The organism is Arthrobacter sp. N199823, from assembly GCF_002929705.1.
Taxonomy (GTDB): Bacteria; Actinomycetota; Actinomycetes; order Actinomycetales; family Micrococcaceae; genus Specibacter.
Map to the genome: position 1 here is coordinate 16,665 of NZ_PJIN01000005.1, position 19,463 is coordinate 36,127.

General features: G+C 61.4%; 23 protein-coding genes and 1 tRNA gene. 13 read left to right on the plus strand and 11 right to left on the minus strand.

Features of this window, described 5'->3' with window-relative positions; genetic code table 11:
- Nucleotides 1–4 precede the first annotated feature (4 nt).
- Nucleotides 5–784 carry a 2-C-methyl-D-erythritol 4-phosphate cytidylyltransferase gene (ispD, locus tag CXQ93_RS12090; RefSeq protein ID WP_104110702.1) on the minus strand — a complete coding sequence of 260 codons (780 nt, stop codon included), beginning with the start codon at nucleotides 782–784 and terminating at the stop codon, nucleotides 5–7.
- Nucleotides 785–935: 151 nt separating this feature from the next.
- A complete protein-coding gene (locus CXQ93_RS12095; RefSeq protein WP_062285384.1) occupies nucleotides 936–1,418 on the minus strand; it encodes a CarD family transcriptional regulator in 483 nt (160 codons plus the stop codon).
- Between the two features lie 276 nt (nucleotides 1,419–1,694).
- On the opposite strand from CXQ93_RS12095, the gene CXQ93_RS12100 reads away from it, so the two are divergent.
- The gene (locus CXQ93_RS12100) at nucleotides 1,695–2,273 is read left to right on the plus strand and encodes a hypothetical protein (RefSeq protein ID WP_104110703.1); all 579 of its coding nucleotides are present in this window, start codon (nucleotides 1,695–1,697) and stop codon (nucleotides 2,271–2,273) included.
- 110 nt (nucleotides 2,274–2,383) lie between these two features.
- On the opposite strand, the gene CXQ93_RS12105 is transcribed toward CXQ93_RS12100, so the two are convergent.
- The 3 genes from CXQ93_RS12105 to CXQ93_RS21360 form a co-directional block, all read right to left on the minus strand.
- Nucleotides 2,384–2,620, minus strand: a complete 237-nt coding sequence (locus CXQ93_RS12105; protein WP_146073219.1) for a hypothetical protein — start codon at nucleotides 2,618–2,620, stop codon at nucleotides 2,384–2,386.
- Between the two features lie 35 nt (nucleotides 2,621–2,655).
- A complete protein-coding gene (locus CXQ93_RS12110) occupies nucleotides 2,656–2,808 on the minus strand; it encodes a beta galactosidase jelly roll domain-containing protein (RefSeq protein ID WP_104110705.1) in 153 nt (50 codons plus the stop codon).
- A gap of 69 nt (nucleotides 2,809–2,877) precedes the next feature.
- Nucleotides 2,878–2,994, minus strand: coding sequence for a beta-galactosidase (locus tag CXQ93_RS21360; RefSeq protein WP_374953409.1), 117 nt, complete (start codon nucleotides 2,992–2,994; stop codon nucleotides 2,878–2,880).
- Between CXQ93_RS21360 and CXQ93_RS21110 the strand changes: the two genes are divergently transcribed.
- Nucleotides 2,939–3,124, plus strand: coding sequence for a hypothetical protein (locus CXQ93_RS21110; protein ID WP_104110706.1), 186 nt, complete (start codon nucleotides 2,939–2,941; stop codon nucleotides 3,122–3,124). The genes CXQ93_RS21360 and CXQ93_RS21110 overlap by 56 nt on opposite strands.
- 12 nt (nucleotides 3,125–3,136) lie before the next feature.
- On the opposite strand, the gene CXQ93_RS12120 is transcribed toward CXQ93_RS21110, so the two are convergent.
- On the minus strand, nucleotides 3,137–3,817 hold the full coding sequence (locus tag CXQ93_RS12120) for a response regulator transcription factor (protein WP_104110707.1): 681 nt from the start codon (nucleotides 3,815–3,817) through the stop codon (nucleotides 3,137–3,139).
- 15 nt (nucleotides 3,818–3,832) lie between these two features.
- Complete coding sequence (locus tag CXQ93_RS12125; RefSeq protein WP_258068959.1) at nucleotides 3,833–5,125, minus strand: cell wall metabolism sensor histidine kinase WalK; 1,293 nt, start codon at nucleotides 5,123–5,125, stop codon at nucleotides 3,833–3,835.
- 162 nt (nucleotides 5,126–5,287) lie between these two features.
- Here CXQ93_RS12125 and phoU point away from each other — a divergent pair, with 162 nt between their 5' ends.
- On the plus strand, nucleotides 5,288–5,950 hold the full coding sequence (gene phoU, locus CXQ93_RS12130) for a phosphate signaling complex protein PhoU (RefSeq protein WP_104110708.1): 663 nt from the start codon (nucleotides 5,288–5,290) through the stop codon (nucleotides 5,948–5,950).
- Nucleotides 5,951–6,168: 218 nt separating this feature from the next.
- Here phoU and CXQ93_RS12135 read toward each other — a convergent pair whose 3' ends face one another.
- Complete coding sequence (locus CXQ93_RS12135) at nucleotides 6,169–6,915, minus strand: phosphoglyceromutase (protein ID WP_104110709.1); 747 nt, start codon at nucleotides 6,913–6,915, stop codon at nucleotides 6,169–6,171.
- 239 nt (nucleotides 6,916–7,154) lie between these two features.
- On the opposite strand from CXQ93_RS12135, the gene CXQ93_RS12140 reads away from it, so the two are divergent.
- Nucleotides 7,155–8,021 (plus strand): SAM-dependent methyltransferase, encoded by an 867-nt coding sequence (locus CXQ93_RS12140; protein ID WP_104110962.1) that lies wholly within the window; start codon nucleotides 7,155–7,157, stop codon nucleotides 8,019–8,021.
- Between the two features lie 62 nt (nucleotides 8,022–8,083).
- Here the strand turns inward: CXQ93_RS12140 and CXQ93_RS12145 are convergent, their stop codons facing one another.
- A complete protein-coding gene (locus tag CXQ93_RS12145; RefSeq protein WP_104110710.1) occupies nucleotides 8,084–8,443 on the minus strand; it encodes a DUF2516 family protein in 360 nt (119 codons plus the stop codon).
- Nucleotides 8,444–8,452: 9 nt separating this feature from the next.
- A complete protein-coding gene (locus tag CXQ93_RS12150) occupies nucleotides 8,453–9,661 on the minus strand; it encodes a PLP-dependent aspartate aminotransferase family protein (protein ID WP_104110711.1) in 1,209 nt (402 codons plus the stop codon).
- 125 nt (nucleotides 9,662–9,786) lie between these two features.
- Between CXQ93_RS12150 and aztD the strand changes: the two genes are divergently transcribed.
- Nucleotides 9,787–11,184, plus strand: coding sequence for a zinc metallochaperone AztD (gene aztD / locus CXQ93_RS12155; RefSeq protein ID WP_258068967.1), 1,398 nt, complete (start codon nucleotides 9,787–9,789; stop codon nucleotides 11,182–11,184).
- A 104-nt stretch (nucleotides 11,185–11,288) separates the two neighbouring features.
- On the opposite strand, the gene aztA is transcribed toward aztD, so the two are convergent.
- Nucleotides 11,289–11,966 (minus strand): zinc ABC transporter ATP-binding protein AztA, encoded by a 678-nt coding sequence (gene aztA, locus CXQ93_RS12160; protein WP_104110712.1) that lies wholly within the window; start codon nucleotides 11,964–11,966, stop codon nucleotides 11,289–11,291.
- Between the two features lie 50 nt (nucleotides 11,967–12,016).
- On the opposite strand from aztA, the gene aztB reads away from it, so the two are divergent.
- The 8 genes from aztB to CXQ93_RS12200 all read left to right on the plus strand — a co-directional run bounded on the left by aztB (nucleotide 12,017) and on the right by CXQ93_RS12200 (nucleotide 19,441).
- A complete protein-coding gene (gene aztB / locus CXQ93_RS12165) occupies nucleotides 12,017–12,886 on the plus strand; it encodes a zinc ABC transporter permease AztB (RefSeq protein ID WP_104110713.1) in 870 nt (289 codons plus the stop codon).
- Nucleotides 12,883–14,124, plus strand: coding sequence for a hypothetical protein (locus CXQ93_RS12170; RefSeq protein ID WP_104110714.1), 1,242 nt, complete (start codon nucleotides 12,883–12,885; stop codon nucleotides 14,122–14,124). The genes aztB and CXQ93_RS12170 overlap by 4 nt, the downstream gene beginning before the upstream one ends.
- Nucleotides 14,125–14,150: 26 nt before the next feature.
- Nucleotides 14,151–15,092: a zinc ABC transporter substrate-binding protein AztC gene (gene aztC, locus CXQ93_RS12175; protein ID WP_104110715.1), complete on the plus strand. Its 942-nt coding sequence runs from the start codon at nucleotides 14,151–14,153 to the stop codon at nucleotides 15,090–15,092.
- Between the two features lie 141 nt (nucleotides 15,093–15,233).
- The gene (gene tmk, locus CXQ93_RS12180; protein WP_104110716.1) at nucleotides 15,234–15,911 is read left to right on the plus strand and encodes a dTMP kinase; all 678 of its coding nucleotides are present in this window, start codon (nucleotides 15,234–15,236) and stop codon (nucleotides 15,909–15,911) included.
- Complete coding sequence (locus CXQ93_RS12185) at nucleotides 15,908–17,077, plus strand: DNA polymerase III subunit delta' (protein WP_104110717.1); 1,170 nt, start codon at nucleotides 15,908–15,910, stop codon at nucleotides 17,075–17,077. Before tmk ends, CXQ93_RS12185 begins: the two co-directional genes overlap by 4 nt.
- A gap of 18 nt (nucleotides 17,078–17,095) precedes the next feature.
- Nucleotides 17,096–18,649 (plus strand): alpha/beta hydrolase, encoded by a 1,554-nt coding sequence (locus CXQ93_RS12190; protein ID WP_104110964.1) that lies wholly within the window; start codon nucleotides 17,096–17,098, stop codon nucleotides 18,647–18,649.
- Nucleotides 18,650–18,798: 149 nt separating this feature from the next.
- Nucleotides 18,799–18,874 (plus strand) — tRNA-Thr (locus CXQ93_RS12195).
- Between the two features lie 303 nt (nucleotides 18,875–19,177).
- Nucleotides 19,178–19,441, plus strand: a complete 264-nt coding sequence (locus tag CXQ93_RS12200) for a low temperature requirement protein A (protein WP_104110718.1) — start codon at nucleotides 19,178–19,180, stop codon at nucleotides 19,439–19,441.
- Nucleotides 19,442–19,463 lie beyond the last annotated feature (22 nt).

Consider the following 19,463-nt stretch of genomic DNA (forward strand, 5'->3'; position numbering starts at 1 on the left):
GTCTTTAGCCTTCAATCCATCGTGGGCGAAGTGGCCCTTCCAGCAGCGCCTCGGCCACCAAAAGATCGGTGGGCGAGGTAATTTTCAGGCTGTGCGTTGATCCCTGCACCACGAACACTTCCTCGCCAAGGGCTTCCACCAGCATGGCGTCGTCAGTGATGGCCGCCAGCTCGTCATCGCTGAGCGTCAGTGCGTGAGCGTGAGCTTGGCGGAGGGTGTCCAGATCAAATCCCTGAGGAGTCTGGACAGCACGCAACACGCTGCGCGCGGGGGTGCCCACCACTTTTTCCACGCCAGCGCCAGTCGCTGGCAGCGTTGCCGGGGCCACGGTTTTGATGGTGTCCACCACGGCAAGTGCCGGGATGACAGCCTTCGCACCGTCTCTCAGGGCTGCTGCTACGCGGTTGAAGACACCCGACGGCGTCAGCGGCCGGGCGGCGTCGTGAATCATGATCGTCGTGACGCCTTCAGCAATGCTGGCCAAGGCCGCGGCGACCGAATCCGAACGTTCCGCACCGCCTTCAACCACACTGAAAACGATGCCCTTGGCCTGCGCTTCCGCAGCGGCAGTCTGGCAAATGGTGAGCAATTGGGGGTCATCAGGTGGAATGGCTACACAAATCTGCGCAGCGACACCTGTCTTGATCACTCCTCGAATAGCGAGGAGCACCATGGGCTGCCCGGCCAACGGCACTCGAGCTTTGGGGACACCGTAGCCCAGCCGCTGCCCGGAACCGGCGGCAACAATTACAACGGCGCAGGATCCTGCTTTCACCTCAGTCATGTCCTCTACATTAGTCCGGCACGGCCAGTATTGACTGCGCGGTGCCTAAGTAGCCTGGGCCGGTTTGGCTGATTTGGGCTGATTCCACCCGGGCATGCAAAAACCCCCACACCACTGGGTGCGGGGGTTTGCAAAGTTATTCGCAGTGCTACTACGAGGCCAAGACCTCGTCCAGTACTTCAGCTGCCTTGTCTTCGTCAGTCTTTTCCGCCAGTGCAAGCTCGGAAATCAAGATCTGACGTGCCTTGGCGAGCATGCGCTTTTCGCCAGCAGACAAGCCGCGGTCATGATCACGACGCCAGAGATCGCGCACGACCTCGGCAACCTTGATGACATCACCGGATGCAAGCTTTTCCAGGTTGGCTTTGTAACGTCGAGACCAGTTGGTGGGCTCTTCCGTAAACTCTGCACGCAGAACTTCAAAAACGTGCGCGAGGCCTTCCTTGCCTACAACGTCGCGTACCCCAACCAGGTCAACGTTCTCCGCAGGGACTTCAATAGTCAGATCCCCCTGGGCAACCTTGAGCTTGAGATACATCTTCTCTTCACCTCGGATGGTGCGCATCTTGATCTCTTCGATCTTTGCCGCACCATGGTGTGGGTAAACTACTGTCTCGCCGACCTCAAAAAGCATGTGGATTCTCCCTTTCCAATACTTCCAGTTTACCACGGTTAACTAGTGACTCCCTTGAGTTTCCGCAGGTCAGGGGCTGCCAGAACTACGCTGGCGGCGCAATTGGTCCAACAATTGTAAGAATTAGCCTGCCCTTGACTATCACTGCCCGAAGTGCAGTTGGAAGTTGGCGGAACCGCCGTGTCGGCCAAGGGCCGGGGGCGGAAGCATGCATCCAGCGAATTTGCGGATAAGCTGGACAAAGATATTTTGTCTTTTCCATGAGGAGTTACTGACGTGAGAATCGCTGCCGGCATTCGCGGTACCAACCGAGCGCAACGCTTAAGCCTGATTGCCACCATCGGCATTGGCGCCATGGCCTTCACCGGTTGCAGTGCCATCAACCCGCAAAGCACCACCATGGAGGTGGCTGTTTCTGATGGCGCACACCTGGACATGGGCCAGCTGGAACTGCGTAACGTGCTGATCATTTCCGAAGCAGCCGGCAAAAGTGGGCACGTTGCAGGAACTTTTTACAACGAAGCCGATTCGGACATCACCCTGACCATCAGCGGCGCCCAGGGCGCACAGACCCAGATCACGGTGAAGCCCGGTATTCCGCTGGTCCTGAACAGCGAGAACGACAAAGCAGTCCTGAGCACCATGGCACAGGGCCCGGGCAGCATGGAAACCATTGAACTACGTCAGTCGGGCGCAGGTTCCGAAACCGCGTCCTTTAATGTACCGGTCCTGGATGGCACCTTGGCCGAGTACAAGAACTTGGTCCCGACGACTCCGCCGGTCATCGAAGCGACTACCGAGCCCACGCCGGAAGCTTCCGCTACTCCTAGCGCTGAAGCCACGGTTGCTCCCTAAGTTAGCTGCACTAGTCTTCAAGCCGCGGCTTTCGTAGCGGCGCAGATAGGGCCGGTTGTCATTGCGACAACCGGCCCTATCTTTTTCCCAGTGCCACCGGGCTGGCCATTTCACCGCCGCTTGGCGCCGTTCTGGTGGCAGGAACCGCAGGCCACCGGGACTGTAGCCGGATCGCTGCCATCGCCAAAGTCGATAAACCCAATTGTCAGTGCACAGTCATTAAACACGCACAACGCCGAGGTGCCGTTGATGACCGTCGCCGCGCTGGCAGCGCGCAGATTCGAAGCGCGAGCCGCTGTGACAACCGGCAGGGTGTAGTTAGGTGCCGTGTTCAGCGTGGTGGGCACGCCTCCCGAGCTGGTCCCGCGGTCCACGAGGTGAACTACTCCGGCCCCCGAGCATCACGTTCAGTGGTCACGGCCATGGCGATGGTGTTTTCACCGGACTTGTTCACGAATCCGTAGGGGATGGTGGACACGCTCTGCGGACCCACGTTGCCAACCCAGGTGTCTGTGTTCCAACCGTTGACGCAGATGAGGCCCGGGCATAGGACTGACGTGCATTTTCAAATTTAGCGTCATTGACCTTCAAAGCAATGACTGTCTCAGTTCCAAAAGAAGTGCAGGGAAACGGCGCTGAAGCCGCTAGCCCGCCTCTTGTGGAACGTGTCACGCCAGTCGTCGGTTCCGGTTAGGCGCCAGCAGTGGAACTCACCGGACATTGCCACAGAACTACTTGCAGCTGGAGGATTCTTCGCTACGGCCGGGCTGGAAAGTGCCATCAGACCCATGGCGGCTGTGGCCATGATGGCGGTGGGTCTGATGGCCGTCGGCGCGATTTCCAGCGCTTAATACTGTTCAGTTCTAGGGTTCGAGCTTGTAGCCCAAGCCTCGAACCGTGACCAAATGCAGTGGGTTGGCAGGGTCCAGTTCAATTTTGCTGCGCAGTCGCTTTACGTGCACATCCAGGGTCTTGGTGTCCCCCACGTAGTCCGATCCCCACACCCTGTCGATCAGCTGCCCGCGGGTCAGGACCTTGCCGGCATTGCGGAGCAACATTTCCAACAGCTCAAATTCCTTCAGCGGGAAGGAGACATTTTCTCCCCGCACGCTGACAACGTGGCGCTCCACATCCATCCGCACCGGCCCGGCGTTCACGGTGGAATCCATGAGCTCTTCCGGTTCACCCTGACGGCGGAGCACGGCCCTGATCCGGGCAATGAGTTCACGGGAGGAATAGGGCTTGGTGACGTAGTCATCGGCGCCCAGTTCCAGCCCCACCACCTTGTCAATCTCCGAGTCCTTCGCCGTGAGCATGATGATGGGAACGCTGGAGCGCTGCCGCAAATGCTTGCACACCTCGGTTCCGCTCATACCCGGCAACTGCAGGTCCAACAGGACCAAATCGGCGCCGGAGCGCTCAAATTCGACCAGTGCATCGAGGCCGTTGTCCACAACCGAGACCTCATAGCCTTCCTTGGACAGCAGGAATGACAATGGATCGCTAATGGAATCCTCGTCTTCAACAATCAAAACTCTGCTCACGCTCGTTGCGCTCCTTTAGATCAAGCCTGGGTGCCGGTCGGCGTGGGGGTACTTACCGCCGTCGGACGATTGGTTGGAAAGTTGGGGCAGCCGCACGGTGAAGGTGGAGCCCAATTTGGGGGCAGACCACAGTGTCACCTCACCGCCGTGGTTGCTGATGATGTGCTTGACAATGCTCAGGCCTAGGCCCGTGCCGCCGGTGTGGCGCGAGCGGGCGGCATCCACCCGGTAGAAGCGCTCGAAGATGCGGTCCTGTTCGGAGGGACTCAGTCCGTCACCTTGATCGGAGATACTGATGGAGACCACGTCCGCGTCCACCGAAACACCGATTCCCACTTGAGTATTTTCCGGGGAGTACCGCACGGCGTTGTCGATCAAGTTACGCAGGGCTGTCACCAGCTGGGAGCGGTCTCCGTAAATCAGCGCGGAATGGCGCGGACCCTGCGCGATGGTGATGTTCCGGCTCTGGGCCGGCAACCGGGTGCGGTCCACGGCCTCGGCGATGACGTCGTTGATGTCCACATCGGTACCGACCAACGCCACGTCCTTACCCTGCACGCGTGAAAGCTCGATGATGTCTTGGACCAGGGCTGCGAGCCGGGCCGATTCGGTCATCATGCGTGAGGCGAAACGGCGGACCGTGGCCTGATCTTCCGGAGCAGATTCCAGCGCCTCAGCCAGAAGCGAGATGGCACCGACAGGCGTTTTTAGCTCGTGCGACACGTTGGCCACGAAGTCGTTACGGACCGCCTCGGTGCGGGCAATCTCGGTCCGGTCATCAGCCAGGAGCAGGATGTACTCCTCCCCCAGCGGGGCCACGCGTACCTGAATCACCAGCGTTCCTTGGCCGGGTGCCGCCATGGCTGAGTGGTGCGCAGCCGGTGCCGTTTCCACTGCCGTGGCCATTCCATTCGGGGCCGTTGGGGCTGCGCCGTACGGGGATGGCAAAGGGGCTGCGCTGGGCAGGATGACGCGCGGCAAGATGAGATCGCGCTCTTCAATGACGCCGTCGTGGCGCACTCGGTGGGCCAGTTCAATAAGTTCCTGGTGGACCACTGTGTGCCCTCGCACCAATCCGAAGGCGTAAGCTCCGGGACTGGCCCGCACCACGCCGTCGACCGTGTCAATAACGATGTAGGCCTTGCCCACCACGGAGAGCACCTCGGCGGCACCGTCGGGCAGGGTGGGCTCGCCAATGTCCACAGTGAGTTTGCGCGAGCGCTCGCTGATACCGAATGCGAGCATGCCAAATACACCAAGGGTCAGGCCAATAAGCCCGGCCACAACTCCAACCAACAAGGGATCCACACCACAACCCTAAGCGCTGGGCGAGGCATTTTAGGCAAATACGACACAATGAAGGCCGCGTTCAACTAACGTTCACCTAGTCGTGCCACACAGTTCATATACGCGTGGCATGCTGGAGCTCACTAGAGGCCCTCTTTGGGCTGCCCTTGAAAGGAACTACGCGTGCGTAAAGTATTCCAGGCCGAGCTTCACCAAATAGGTGAGGGGCTTATTGAGATCTCCGAGTTGGTCGGCGAAGCCGCAAAGAAGGCATCAGCAGCGTTCGCCGCAGCCGATCTTCAGAGCGCCCAGGAAGTCATCGCCGCCGATGCCCGGATCGATTTCTTGCAAAATGACCTCGACGAACGTGCCATCGACGTTCTGGCGTTGCAGGGACCTGTTGCCAGTGACTTGCGCATGATTGTTGGCTCCCTGCGCATGAGCGCTTCGCTGGAACGCATGGGTGATCTGGCCCGCCACATTGCCCAGCTGACCCGCTTGCGTTACCCCAACCCGGTGATCCCGGCGCCCCTGACGGAGACTTTCGCCGAACTGGCGCGCCTGGACATCTTGATTGCCGAGAAGGTTACCGAGCTGTTGGACTCCCGCGACTTGGACCTGGTGGGCGATATTTCCACCGCCAAGATTGCCATCAACAAGCTCCACAAGTCCGTGTTCGCCGTCATGGGCGCGCCCGAGTGGAACGAATCCTCCGCGACCACGGTGGATGTCACCCTGGCCAGCCGCTACTTTGAGCGCTTCGGCGACCATGGCGTGTCTGTGGCCCGCAAGGTTTCCTACTTGGTCACCGGCGAATGGCAGCCCGAGGATTTCCTGGCCGGCTAATTCCGCGTTTGCTATCGACAAAAATGAGCCCGACCCCGCCTTATGATCCCGGTATTCCCGGGTCGTAAAGCGGGGTCGGGCTCATTGTTGGTGATTCGGGTTCCGGAAAGAGTAGCGGCCCGGAAAAGCAGGACGGCGGTTGCTTACGTTCACATGGAACGCAAGCAACCGCCGTCGACCTTTAAATACCGGACTTTAAGCGCAGTGCTAGAAGTACGTTACTTCTTGCCCTGGTTGGCTACAGCCTGGATGGAAGCGGCTGCGGCTTCCGGGTCCAGGTACTTGCCGCCGGGGGTGATGGGGGCGAAGTTCTCATCCAGTTCGTAGACCAACGGGATGCCCGTGGGGATGTTCAGGGAGGCGATGGCGTCATCGGAGATGCCGTCGAGGTGCTTGACGAGGGCGCGCAGCGAGTTGCCGTGAGCCGTGACCAGAACCGTCTTGCCGGCCTTGAGGTCAACCTTGATGTCTGATTCCCAGTACGGGAGCAGACGGACTAGGACGTCCTTGAGGCACTCGGTGCGCGGCAGGGCGTCGCCCAGATCTGCGTAACGGGGATCGTGGGCCTGGGAGAACTCGCTGTCATCGGACAGGGGCGGCGGCGGGGTGTCGTAGCTGCGGCGCCAGGTCATGAACTGCTCTTCGCCATACTCGGCCAAGGTCTGAGCCTTGTCCTTGCCCTGCAACGCGCCATAGTGGCGCTCGTTCAGGCGCCAGTCACGCTTGACGTCGATCCAGCCGCGGTCGGCCTTATCCAAAGCAATGTTGGCGGTGTTAATGGCACGCTTGAGGCGCGAGGTGTAGAGCACGTCGGGGAGGATGTTGTTCTCCACCAGCAGCTCGCCGCCGCGAGCGGCTTCGGCGAGACCCTGCTCGTTCAGGTCTACATCCACCCATCCGGTGAACAGGTTCTTGGCGTTCCACTCACTGTGGCCATGGCGTAGCAAAATCAGCGTATAAGTCATGCTTTCATCCTACCGGGCACTGCTGCACGGCCCGAAATACTACGCCGCACTGGACCTGCGCACAGTTAGCCGGCCATGAGACGCAGCTCTTGAAGTGGCGCACCATAGCGCCGAAACGGTACGCAGAAGCAAACAAGGGACACGCAGAATGCCGGGAAAATGGCTGTAAGAGCGGTGAGTGCGGTGATAGTTGCCACGAAAGTCAGGACGCACACCAAGTGGCGTTTACGCTTAATACCGTGGTTCAACGTGCTCAGCGGGTCAAAGCGGCTTCCAACGACCCCGCGGTCCGTGCCGCACGCCAGCGCAACAAACCTTTTGGGAACGTCACCCGCGGCACCACCAACCCGAACCGGCTGCGTCGCGTAGACCGTTGGCTGGCCGGCCCCCAAGCGTGGCGCCTGCGCACCGAGAACAATCCGCTGGTTGTTGACTTAGGTTACGGCGGCTCCCCCGCAACGGCCGTTGAGCTGTATTCCCGCATCCATGCCGTCTGCCCCAGCGCCCATGTCACGGGCATCGAAATTGAACCTGAGCGCGTCCGCATCGCCAAGCCCTTGGAGCACGACGGCCTGGATTTCTTAGTGGGCGGCTTTGAAGTTCCCGTCCCCGGCAAGGCCACCATGGTGCGTGCCTTCAACGTGCTGCGCCAGTACGACGAGGCCGATGTGCGCCTCATCTGGGCCACAGTCTGTTCGCGCCTCACGGAGCACGGCATCTTCGTGGACGGCACCTGCGATGAGATTGGCCGCCGCAGCACGTGGGTTGCCCTCGGCGCAGAAGGGCCGCAATCCCTGACAATTTCCCTGCGTTTTGGCGGCTTTGAGCTCCCCAGCGACGTGGCCGAGAGGCTGCCCAAGGCGCTCATCCACCACAATATGCCTGGCGAAAAAATCCACGGCTTCTTACAGGCGCTGGACAAGCACTGGCTTTCCGGGGCGCAGCTAGCCTCCTTCGGCAACCGTCAGCGCTGGCTGCGCATGTGCAAAGCCATGTACGACGACGGCTGGCCAGTTGTGCGCGCACCCTCGCGTTGGCGGTTGGGTGAGTTAACCGTGGCGTGGGCTGCGGTTGACCCGGCGGCAACGATCAACGTCACTAGCTAGGAACGCCCTAGGCGGACAGCATTCAGGCAAGACAAACTGACAATGTGTAGCCAGGCACTGGTTTACCAGGAAGACCCGCGGTTTTGTCCGCCTTTGCCGCGGCCCCGAATCTGGACCAAGGCAGGACGGACATCGGCCAGATAGACCCCTGCTGCGGTGACGCCACCCAGGGTCAACAACATCATCATGCCCATGGGCGGGACCGTCAGATTCGTGATGGGGCCAATGATGTAGAGGAAGCCAAAGAAGCTGGCACCGCCGGTCATAGCCGTCCAGAACGTCTTATTCCGCTTGTAAACGCGTTCAAAAGCTGCAGGCGGGGTGCGCACGCAGTCGGCAAAAGCCCACACCTGAATACCGAACGCCAGTAGGCCCAAGGCCACCAGAATGAAGAACTCCACAAGATTCAAAAGGTTAGACACAGGCCCAGCTTACAGTCCTGAACTGGATTCCGTCTGTGAATCCGGGGCTACGGAAACCAGAGCCAGGGCCTGCGCAAGATCTGCCCAGAGATCTTCGACGTTTTCAATACCCACGCTCAGTCGCAGGAGGTTCGCCGGGACGGACGTGGGCTCATTGGCATGACGGCGGCGCCGTTCGATGAGCGATTCCACTCCACCGAGTGACGTGGCAGGTGTCCAGAGTCGCAGCGCCTCGACGAGGGCGTGAGCCGCCTCTTCGCCACCGGCAACTTCAATGCAAAGGATGGATCCAAAACCACTCATTTGTGCCTTTGCCCGTAGGTGACCTGGGTCAGAAGGCAACCCTGGGAACAAAACCTTCTCAACGCCGTCGTGCATGTCCAGACGACTGGCCAGCTCCAGAGCACTGGTCTGCGAGCGCTCCACACGCAGGGCCAGAGTGCGCAAGCCACGCAGCGCCAGCCAGGCCTCGAACGGTCCGGCGATGGCTCCGTGGATGGATCGGTGGTGCAGCAGCTGGGCACGAACCTCGGCGTTGGAGGTGGCCAGGGCACCCATGATGACGTCGGAATGGCCGGCCAGGTACTTGGTCACCGAGTGCAGCACAATGTCCGAGCCGAGCGCCAACGGCCGTTGCACCAGGGGGGTGGAGAAGGTGTTGTCGGTGACTACTAGCGCTCCTACGGCCGCGGCGGATCGACAGAGAACCTGCATATCCGCCACCTCCAGCATGGGGTTGGTGGGACTTTCCAGCCAGAGCATGCTGGCCGCCTTCTCCCCTGAACCGGTGAGGGCTGCGATGACGTCGTCATTGTTGGCGATGTCCACCGTCCGCAACGTGAAGGAACCCTTGGCGGCCATCTCCTGCGCCATGACCAGCGCACCCTGGTAGGAGTGGATCGGCATGACCAGCACGCCACCATTCGGGATCAGGGACAGGGCCGCGGACACTGCTGCCAGCCCCGAACTGAAGATGAGCGCAGGCAGCGTTGCCCCCTCCAACTGTGCCAGCGCGTCCTCCAGCGGATCCCAGGTGGGGTTGGAGTAGCGCCCATAGGCCCGGTCGCCGTCTACAACGGTTCCTGTGCCCACATACGTGGAGGAGAGCACAATGGGCGGGTTGACTGGTGCGTCGTGCTCGCGGGCGGGGCGCCCGGCTGCCACCACGACGGTGTCGGGGCTGAGGTGCTCGGGGTGATCTGCAGGCTGGTACGTCATGTTTTTAGAGTAGTCCGACTGTTCCCTGCGGCAGGAATTTCATGACGCGGTCATGGGTGGATTTATGACAGCTCAACCCACCTCTCAGTTTTGATAATGATTCTCATTAACGTTAGCATCGGGCTATGACCATCACAGAAAACGCCCATCCACCCATCTCTTCGCCTCGGCGATCCTTCGCACCAAGGGGCCCCGCCTCTCGAGCCCCTGCTCTGCGAGCCACCGCACTGACAGGCCTGGCGCTGGCCGCAACTCTGGCCCTGGTTTCCTGCGGCGGGGCCCCTAGCACTTCCGGAGCCCCTGGGACCGCCGGTACCGAGGGCACCAACCCGTCCGCCAGCCACGCAGCGTCTGCGGATGACCACGAGGGTACTGAAGCTGAGTCCGCCCAGCCACGGCTGGTGATCACGCACGACGGCGGCATGACCGTTTTGGACACCGGCACCGGTCAGTCCGTGGCTAATGTGGACCTAAAGGGATTCAACCGTGTCAATCCTGCTGGCGACGGCCGGCATGTTCTGGTCTCCACCACGGGCGGGTTCCAGGTCCTGGACGCGGGCAGCTGGTCCGAACCACACGGCGAACACCATCACTACTTCACCGGAACCCCGGCCCTGGAAGAACTGAAATTTCCGGCAACCACCCCCGGTCACGCTGTTAACCATGGCGGCGTGACCGCCTTGTTTGACGACGGCACCGGCACTGTCAATACCTTTACCCCCTCTGAGCTGGGCGGCGATTCACTACCTCCCACTCAGGAGTACAAGACAAGCGCCGCCCATCATGGCGTTGCCGTGCAATTGGCCAACTCTCAGATGCTGATTACAGAAGGAACCAGCGAGAGCCGCAACGGTGCGAAACTGCTGGCGGCACCGGATGCCAAGGGCGCCCGAGCCGTTTTGGCGGAAAGCTCAGATTGCCCCGGCGTCCACGGCGAGGCAACCGCCAAGGGCGAGGCTCTGGTCCTTGGCTGCGAAGACGGTCTACTGCTGATCAAGGATGCCACGTTCACCAAGATTGCCTCCCCGGACGCCTATGGCCGCATTGGCAATCAAGCAGGCAGCGACGCCTCCACAGTAGTTCTGGGCGACTACAAGAAGGACAAGAACGCTGAGCTGGAGCGCCCCAAGACGTTCTCACTGACAGATACGGCTACCGGAAAGCTCACGCTGGTGCCGATCGACTACTCCTATTCATTCCGTTCACTGGCCCGCGGAGGTGACGGAGCGGCGTTAATGCTCGGCACCGACGGCAAACTACACATCTACAACCCTGACACTGGCAAGGAGAGCGCAGCCGTGGACATCGTGGCCCCCTGGGAGGAACCGCTGGATTGGCAGCAACCCCGTCCAGCGATCTTCGCGGATGGAACCGTGGCCTACGTGAGTGACCCGGCAAAAAAGCTGGTCCACACCGTGGATCTAGCGTCGGCCAAGGTGAGCGCAAGCTACCCGCTGGATCATATCCCCAACGAAATCACGGGCGTCTCCGGCGAGGCAGGCGCTGCTCACGCAGCCCACTAGCCCAGCGCGCCCAACCGTTTGATCCTCGGTCCGGGCTTCACTATCCGCCAGCGGTTAGTGAAGCCCGGACCAGCTGTTTCAAGAACAGCCTCACTCCACCAGCATTACGCCACCGATACCGCTCCGGTTGCCGCTGCTGTCGCCGTATCCGTATCCGCCACAACGCATCCCTGGGCGAGCGTCAGGATGCGTCCAGCCTGAGCAGCATCAGCAGTGCTGTGCGTGGCTTCAATAACCGTGACACCACGAGCAACCTCATGGGCGATCAGATCCCGAATTTGCGCCTGCGTTTGAGCATCCACGCCAGCGGTAGGTTCATCCAACACCAGCAGCGCCGAACCCTGGACCAGCCCTTGAGCCAACAGCACCCGTTGGCGCTGACCACCGGAAAGTTCGCCCAGCTGGCGGCGAGCAATATCGGCCAACCCCAATGCTTCCAGAGTTCGATCCACCGTTGCCCGCTCCCCTGCCCCCAACCTGCTCAGCCATCCGCGGTTACCCCAACAACCCATGGCCACAGCCTGCCGAACGGTGAGCGGCAGCGTTTCCGGCGCCGCGCTACGCTGCAGCACCAACGCCGGACGCACCCCTGGCATCACACGAATCTCGCCCCTTGCCGGACTAAGGATTCCGGCAACCAACCCCAGCAGGGTCGACTTCCCCGATCCATTGGCACCCTGAATCGCCGTCAGCGTTCCAGCCTCGAGACTGAAATTCATCCTGTCAATAACGGCACGATTCCCATAGGCGAAAGCAACATCCCGCAGACTGATCCCACTCATAACACTTCCCTTACAATTGATAATGATTCTCATTATAGTATGCTGATTGAATGCACTGGCTCCTTGACCCCTTCACCATTTCCTTTGTCCAACGTGCCGCCCTCGGCGGATTCGCGGTGGCCCTGCTGTGCGCCATCGTCGGAACTTGGGTGGTGCTGCGAGGCATGGCCTTCATCGGCGACGCCATGTCCCACGGCATGCTCCCGGGCATCGCCATCGCCGTGCTCCTGGGCATCAACCCCGTCATCGGGGCAGCGGTCAGCGCGTCAGCCATGGCGTTTGGAATCTCGGCTATGTCCCGTCAACGGCGCCTATCCCACGACACCTCCATTGGCTTGCTCTTCGTGGGCATGCTGGCGGCAGGCGTCATCATCATTTCTCGCTCACGATCCTTCGCCGTAGACCTGACAGGCATCCTTTTCGGCGACGTTCTGGCCGTCACCTGGCCGGACATCTGGCTCTTGTGCGGCGTATTGGTTGGTACGGCCGTGATCGCCACGGTTTTTCACCGCCCCTTCGCTGCCCTAACTTTCGACGCGCGGAAAGCCGTCACCTTGGGCATGCGTCCCGGGCTGGCTACCACTGTCCTCTTACTTCTGGTCACCGCAGCCATGGCCAGTTCTTTTCAAGTGGTGGGCACACTGCTGGTCTTTGGCTTGCTTATTGCCCCACCGGCCGCCGCGCTGCCGTGGGCCAAATCCATTCCAGCCATCATGACTATCGCCGCAGTCCTTGGCTGCGTTGCTGTCGCCGCCGGGCTCCTCATCTCTTGGCACGCGCGGACTGCCGCCGGCGCAACTATCGCCGCGACCGCCGTCGCACTGTTCTTTGCATCCAGCATTCTAGCCTCCAGCGTCCATGCCTCCGGCTCGGCCCAAGCTGCGCGGCCATTCCTGCACCGAAAGGCACTCTCCGCATGACCTTCCACAAAACCAGACGAACCCTCACCACCGTTTTGGCCCTGACATCACTGGTGACATTGGCCGCCTGCGCCAGCACACCCAACGCTGCCCCAGAACCGGATAGCAGCGCTGTTCCACACGGCTTCGTTGCCGGCGCCACCGAGGCAGATGAAGCGCAAATCCGATTGACCTACCTGTCGGCCGATTCGGGGACCATCACCATGATCGATCCGCTCACCGGCGAGGAAGGATTTAGCACCGCTGTCCCGGGCGCCACTTCCTTGAGCCACGACGGCAGGTACATCTTTGTCCGCACCACACCCAACGCACCCCTGAAGATGATTGACACCGGGGTCTGGACCCGCGCACATGGCGATCACAGCCACTTCTACTCCTCCCCTGCGCACACCGTGGAGACCGATTCGCGCCTACCATCGGGCACCGCCATAGGGGACGGCAACAAGGTGGCCATCTTCGATGAAAGCACGGGAACCACCTCGATCCTGCTGCGGGAAGCACTGGACAAAGGGGAGGTCCACGTAGCACTGAGCATTCCGGGGACCCCGCACACCGGGCTGGCTGTCCCGTACAAGGGCCACGTGTTGATCACGAGCGCCCCGGACAGCGATAAACTCCCCACCGCAGTTTGGGCCGTTGGTGCTGCTGATGCTTCTGGCTCTCTGGAGTCTCTCCCGAATGCTGAGTGCCCAGCATTGCGTGGCCATGCCATCACCAGTTACGGCGTACTCTTCGGCTGCAGCGACGGTGTACTGATGGTCAGCGACGACGCCGGCACTCTCACGGCTGCCAAGATTCCCTACCCCAGCGCGAACCCCGGCCAGCGCATCGAATCTTTTGAGCACAGGCCTGGATCCAGTGAACTGACGTCCTTGGCGGGAACGGCTGGGTTGTGGCATCTTGACGCGGCTGCCCAGAAAATCCAGTTCATCAAGAGCCCCGAGCCACTGCTTGCCTCGACCACAGCCGGCAACGGCACCCCCGCTCTGGCCGTTGGCACGAGCGGCACGGTGTACGCCTTCGATACCGAGACCCTCGCTGTAGAAGCGCAAAAGCAGCTCCTACCGGCCGCGAAAACGGGCCAGACGCCGTCGCTCGTGGTGGACAACAACCGCGCATACCTGAGCCACCCCAGCACAACAAAAATCCTCGAACTCGATTACCGCGACCAACTACGCGTGGCCCGTACCTTCACCACCGCTGGAACGCCGGCGCAACTTGTGGAGACCGGGCTGTGAGGGGCCTACGCAGGCAAGGCAAGACCATGAGTGGAAAAGCCAAGATTGCTGTGGCGGCGCTCCTGATTGCCGCCGCGGGTGTGCTTCCCGCCTGCTCAGCCACCAATTCGGGTAGCGACATAACTGGTAGCGGCAAGGCCACCATCATGGTGACGACGAATATTCTGGGCGACATCACGCGCAACATTGTCGGCGACACGGCCGACGTCGTGGTTCTCATGGAGGCGAACGCCGACCCGCATTCTTTTGGGGTTTCCGCGTATCAGGCGGGCCAAATGGAGCAGGCTGAGCTGATTGTTTTCAATGGTCTGGGGTTGGAGGAAGCGGTCCTCAATCACGTCTCCTCAGCCGAAAAGCAGGGAGTTCCGGTCCTGGAAGTGGGCGCTGCGATCGAGCCGCTGTCGCATCAGAGTGCAGTCGCGAATGGCACGATCGATCCGCACTTTTGGACGGATCCGCAGCGCATCCTCACAGCCATTACGGTGATTGAGGAGGCCGTGGCCCAACACGTGGGCGTAGCTAACCCCGAGGCACTGCACAGCAATGCCGCCAACTATCGCGCCGAGGTGGGCGAGCTGGATGCCTGGATGGCTGCAGAATTTGCCGCTGTGCCAATTGATCGACGCAAAATCGTCACTAACCACCATGTGTTTGGCTACTTGGCGGACCGTTTCGATCTAACGGTAGTGGGTGCTGTCATGCCCAGTGGCACCACGTTGGCCGCACCCAGCGCCGCCGATCTCAGCGCCCTTTCCACCACCATTCGCGAGGCCGGCGTCCCCGCCATTTTTGCTGACACGTCCCAGCCTGAAAAGCTCGCGGAGGTCTTGGCCCAGGAGGCAAAAGTAAAGGTGGAGATCGTTCCGCTGTTTTCCGAATCCCTCAGTGCCCCGGGAGAGGGCGCCGGGAGCTATATCGAAATGATGCGAACCAACACCACGCGTATGACCACCGCGTTGGCGCGATAATTCCGGGCACCGCGTGGCGCGCCGGGGACGCGACTGGAGACCGTCCGGGGCTCGCACAGGACCCGTATCTGGGCCCTGTACCTGTGGACAGTCCCCAGCGCGCCCAAGGAATCATTCAGCTTGGGCCGGTAGGCTAGTGGGGTGACTGATTCCCCCGCTCTTTCTGCCCCCACACCCGGCCTTTTCATTGCGTTTGAGGGCGGCGACGGCGCCGGAAAATCCACTCAGGCCGCGTTGTTGGCTCAGGCCCTGTCCGACGCCGGCCGCACGGTTTTGCGGACCCGTGAGCCAGGCGGAACTCCCGTAGGCGAAAAGCTACGCTCCTTGGTCTTGGACCATGGTCAGGGTGAGATTGACGCCAGAACCGAGGCGCTCATTTTTGCCGCCGCCCGGGCAGCCCACGCCTCCCAGGTCATCGCCCCGGCAGTGGCCCGCGGTGACATTGTCATCAGCGACAGGTACGCGGATTCATCCATCGCCTATCAAGGTGTGGGCCGGGGCCTGGGCACCTCAGCCATCGAGACACTCAATGACTGGGCCACCGGCAGCTTGTGGCCGGACCTAACGGTTTTGCTGGATGTCTCCCCCGCTGCCGGCCGGGAACGCCGCACGGCAGGAGATGCCGCAGAAGACAGGATGGAATCCGAACCCGATGGCTTCCACACTGCCATCCGCGCCGCCTTCCTAGACCGGGCCGCGGCCACACCAGAGCGCTACCTGGTGCTGCCTGCCGACGGCGACATTGCCACCTTGGCCAGCTCCATTGCCGCTCGTGTCACTGCCCTGGTGGCGGGGCTTTCCGATCAGGACCGTCCATGAGCGTCTGGGTTGACCTCCAAGGTCAGGAATCCGTGGTGGCGCAGCTGCGGCGCGCCGCCCAGTCCGGCAGCCCCACGCATGCATGGCTACTGACGGGCCCACCCGGCTCTGGCCGCTCCAACGCAGCACTGGCGTTTGCGGCTGCGCTGGTGTGTGAACAAAGCGAACTCAACGCCCGTGGCTGCGGCGTGTGCAAGGCCTGCCACACCACCCTGGGCGGAACCAACGCCGATGTCACGTTCATTGCCACCGAAAAAACCACCATCTCCATCGATGAGGCACGGTCACTGGTCCGTAAGGCGCACGACAGCCCTTCCTCCGCCCGCTGGCGCGTCATGATTGTGGGCGACGCCGACCGCATGGCGGAGCGCACTACCAACGTCCTCCTCAAGGCCATCGAAGAGCCGCCGCCGCGCACTATCTGGATCTTGTGCGCCCCGAGCCCTGCCGATGTCCTGGTCACCATCCGTTCCCGCTGCCGCACGCTAACCCTGCGCCTGCCCCCTGTGGAAGACGTGGCCGCGCTGCTGGTGCGCCGCGATGGGATCGAGCCTGGGCTGGCGCTGCTCGCCGCCCGCGCAGCGCAAAGCCACATTGGCATTGCGCGCCGCCTCGCCAAGGATCCCGGCGCCCGCGAACGCCGCAACACCACTGTCCGGCTGCCCCTGAATCTGCGCGATGTCACCACGGCCGTCATGGCCGCCGCGTCGCTGCTGGCCCTTGCCCAGGAGGAGGCCGCCTCCTCCAATGAAGAGCGCGACGCCGTCGAAAAGACCTCGCTGCTACGGAACCTGGGCGCACCCCAGACCGGGACGCTTCCGCCACCCATGCGCGCTCAAGTTCGGGCCTTGGAAGAGGACCAGAAACGGCGCGCCAAGCGCTCGGTGACGGACCATCTTGACCGGGCCCTGACGGATCTCCTCTCCTTTTACCGTGATGTGCTGGTACTTCAGCTCGACGCGCGAGGAGGCGACGGCGTCGAACCTGCCGGGGTGGATCTGGTCAACGAGACCCTGCGCGGGGAGCTGAGCGAATTTGCCCGTGGCTCGCGCGCCGAAGCCACCTTGGTCCGCCTTGATGCGATTAATGCCGTGCGCCACCGCCTCACCACAACCAATGTTGCCCCGCTGCTGGCTCTTGAAGCCATGGCAGTCAGCCTGCTCTAAGCCATGAAGGATTTGTTGATGACTGCCCCGAATGTACGACGGCGCCACCGCCACTTCCTCAGCCTGCCCCTCACCGCTGCCGTGGTTGCGCTGGGCCTGATGCTGGGATCGTGCTCGGTACTTGCTCCCGAACAACCGCAAGTCAGCTCGGCAGACGCGCAGGTGGTAGGTGACGTGCCGGAGAACCTGAAGGATTTCTACACTCAGCCGGTGGCGTGGAGCTCGTGCAACGGCGGTTTCCAGTGCGCCGATGTTGAGGTGCCCCTTGACTATTCAGCTCCTGAGAAGGCATCCATCAAACTGTCCGCGATTCGCCTGCCAGCCACAGGAAAACGCCAGGGTGCCATGCTGATCAACCCCGGGGGTCCGGGCGGTTCCGGCGTCAATATGGTCAAAGACGGGGCAAAGAGCTACTTCTCAGAAAAGTTGCGGGGAGCTTACGACGTGGTTGGTTTTGACCCGCGCGGTGTGCAGCGTTCCGCGCCCGTGAAGTGCCTTGACGATGCACAAATGGATGCCGCTCGCCAGATGGTCTTTGACGACTCCACAGACGCCGGCCTGGCCGCTGCTGAGGCTGAGGGAAAACGTCAAGCTGAGCTATGCAAAGCCAACTCCGGTCCGTCGTTGCCCTTTGTGGACACCGTCAGCTCTGCCCGTGACATGGACATTTTGCGTGCCGTGGTGGGTGATTCGAAACTGAACTACATGGGCTTCTCCTATGGCACCAAGCTGGGCGCCACCTATGCCGGGCTATTCCCGGAGAAGGTGGGTAAATTCTCGCTCGATGGCGCCATGGACCCGTCACTGGACATCGATCAGGTCTCCATGGGTCAAGCAGTGGGCTTTGAAAACGCTTTACGCGCCTGGGCTGCCAATTGCTTGGCGGGCTCCGATTGTCCCGTGTCAGGAACAGTGGATGAGGCCATGGCCCAAATCCGTGAACTGAATGACGTCTACACGGACACACCCCAGGGAACCCCTGAGGGCCGCGTAGTGAATGGAACGGAGTTCACCGGCGCACTTGCTTTTGGCATGTATTCCACTGACCTTTGGGCTCCTCTGTCCGGGGCCTTGAAGCAGGCGTTTGCCGGAGATGCCTCAGGCATGCTGATGTTGGCGGACTTCTCCGCCGACAGAGACTCTGACGGTAAGTACAATTCGAACACAGCCGCGGCATTTACGGCGATCAATTGCCTGGACTACCCCATGAACTCAGATATGGCCCACATGGATCAACAGGCCGAGCTCCTGCGCAAGGCCGCCCCCACGTTTGGGGACCTGTTGTCCTACTCGGGCATGAGCTGCAAGTTCTGGCCGTACAAGGCAACCGGTAAGCCGGCAGCCATTTCTGCTGAAGGCGCCGGCCCCATCCTAGTAGTTGGCACCACGGGCGATCCGGCAACCCCGTACGCCTGGGCCGAGGCCTTGGCTAAGCAGCTTGATTCCGGCGTTTTGGTCACGTGGAAGGGCGAAGGCCACACCGCCTACGGCCGCTCCAACGCATGCCTGACATCTGTGGTGGATAACTACTTTGTGGACGGAAAGGTGCCCGCCGCGGGCACCAGCTGCTAGCAATCAGGCCGTGACTGCGCTTATTGCGGGGTTTTTGGGATGTTCCGGGGAGCCGCCAGCAAGGGCCGATTTTGTACATCGGCCCCGAACATATTAGAGTGGTTTCTTGTGTTCGGTACTTGATCCCGCAAGGGGCCAGATCAGCACAGGCCTCCATAGCTCAGTTGGTAGAGCGTTTCACTCGTAATGAAAAGGTCAACAGTTCGATTCTGTTTGGAGGCTCCACTAAAACCCCGCCACGGCGGGGTTTTTTGGTTAAGTTGACCGCCAAACCCCCAGTTGATGCACCGTGGCCGGGCAAATTCAAAGCCGGCTTGAATCGATCCGTGAGCTTTGGTCGTTTAGGGAGCCCTAAACGACCAAAGCTCACGGATCGATTCTGGATACCCTCTGCTGGGGCTCTCCTCCCGCCTATTTTGAACCATCAGAGCCGCACCTCGGGTCCAACATTGGCCCATTGAGGGAATTCTCCAGCCACGCAAAGCCCCGCTCCGGCCTCCGGCACGTGCACCCGGTCGCGTCCACTGGATGGAACTGTTCTTCGATCTGGTGTTCGTAGCATTCGTGGGACAGCTAGCCCACGGCATTCATGGCGATCCTGGCTGGCCCGAGTTCGGTACCTATCTGTTGCTTTTCTTCCCAGCATGGTGGGCGTGGGTCACTATTGACTCAGTCATCAATCTGCTGCCCGGGCTCTCCGCCCGCGCTCTGGGCCTGGCCATGCTGTGTGCCATGGCGGCTTCCGCACTCATGGCCGCATCCACGCCTCATGCACTCGATGAGCGGGCCTGACCTCCATTGCCTTGGTGGTGGC